The organism is Pseudomonas sp. 2VD, assembly GCF_005503585.1.
Lineage (GTDB): Bacteria > Pseudomonadota > Gammaproteobacteria > Pseudomonadales > Pseudomonadaceae > Pseudomonas > Pseudomonas aeruginosa.
This window is the reverse complement of the sequence record NZ_SCND01000648.1, coordinates 1-1,344: the sequence shown is the minus strand read 5'-3', so window position 1 is coordinate 1,344 and position 1,344 is coordinate 1. Positions and strand designations below refer to the sequence as shown.

The 1,344-nt window shown below is 62.1% G+C and carries 3 protein-coding genes; 2 read left to right on the top strand and 1 reads right to left on the bottom strand.

Going from position 1 to position 1,344, the window contains the following annotated elements:
* Positions 1-254 (bottom strand): hypothetical protein (locus tag FFS27_RS33470; protein ID WP_210733291.1); only part of this gene is annotated, 254 nt, incomplete at its 3' end.
* Between the two features lie 164 nt (positions 255-418).
* On the opposite strand from FFS27_RS33470, the gene FFS27_RS32775 reads away from it, so the two are divergent.
* Together FFS27_RS32775 and FFS27_RS32770 are read left to right on the top strand one after the other, a co-directional pair.
* On the top strand, positions 419-889 hold the full coding sequence (locus tag FFS27_RS32775) for a Dps family protein (protein ID WP_003086103.1): 471 nt from the start codon (positions 419-421) through the stop codon (positions 887-889).
* A gap of 213 nt (positions 890-1,102) precedes the next feature.
* The coding region (locus FFS27_RS32770) for a cold shock domain-containing protein membrane protein (RefSeq protein WP_335927023.1) at positions 1,103-1,344 on the top strand (242 nt) is incomplete at its 3' end.

The following is a 1,344-nucleotide window of genomic DNA, read 5'->3' as shown; positions in this document are numbered from 1 at the left end:
GTCTTGGATTCTGTGGAGCCGCCGGCTGCCTGGCGACCATTGCCGGGCTCTCGCCGGCCCTGACCGAGCACCGGAACCATCGGTACGCCCCCGGAAGGACATCTCCCGCGCTGCCCGGTGAACGGCAACGGCGAAGCACCCGCATCCGGGCCCACTTCGCATTGAAGGCGGGGATTATAGCCTGAAAAATCCATGGCTTGCAGCCAGCCCCGCCGGCCTGTCACGCGGGAAGCCAGGCCGTTGAACGGAAGCATTTCGCCGCACCCTGCGAACCATTCGCTTGACCGGGCAGTCGGAATAGATTCTCCCTATCGCCGCCTTTGACATAGACCAAGAGCGCTGGGAAAAACCCTGTGTTAGCCTCACTCCAACTGTTTCGGAGTGCCCCATTCACAAGGCCGACTGAAAGGAGAACGCCATGGAAATCAATATCGGAATCGGCGAACAGGATCGCGCAGCCATTGCCGAGGGCCTGTCGCGGCTACTGGCCGACACCTACACCCTCTACCTGAAAACCCACAACTTCCACTGGAACGTCACCGGCCCGATGTTCAATACGCTGCACCTGATGTTCGAAGGTCAGTACACCGAACTGGCCGTTGCCGTGGACGACATCGCCGAGCGCATCCGGGCCCTGGGCTTCCCGGCGCCCGGCACCTACGCCGCCTACGCCCGCCTGTCGTCCATCAAGGAAGAGGAAGGCGTGCCGGAAGCCGAGGAGATGATCCGGCAACTGGTCCAGGGCCAGGAAGCCGTGGTGCGCACCGCCCGCAGCATCTTCCCGCTGCTGGACAAGGTCAGCGACGAACCCACCGCCGACCTGCTCACCCAACGCATGCAGGTACATGAAAAGACCGCCTGGATGTTGCGCAGCCTTCTCGCCAGCTGATCGTCGATCGCTCGATAGAAAGCGGGGCCCGCCTCAGGGTCCCGCCCTCCCCTCCGGCGCCAACCGCTTGATTTGAGTAGCCTCCTGCTTTCCTGTTAAATAGCCGCCGTGCGTCACACGCATAGGCCGGCCGTCCTTCCGCACCTTTCGTTTCATGCACCGAAGCGCTGTCCGGCTACTTGATCGTTACCCCATCAAGGTGAACTCATTGACATGTTGAAAATCGTCCTTCTGGTCACGGGCGTCGCCGCCCTATTGCTGTCCTTCATTCCCAGCCTAAGAACCGAAGCCACACCCTTCCTGCAACATCCCGATGCCATCTACCTGGCCATTCTGGGCCTGATCAACCTGCTCTTCGCTCCCGTACTGCAATCGTCACATCCAACCCGCCCGCTGCAGGCCGGCGCAGCCGCCCTGCTGGTCCTGGGCGTCGTCCTGCAGGCACTGATCCTGCT

Bases quoted from the DNA above. Each gene is read 5' to 3' on its own strand.
- FFS27_RS32775 (WP_003086103.1), top strand. From the start codon at position 419: ATGGAAATCAATATCGGAATCGGCGAACAGGATCGCGCAGCCATTGCC.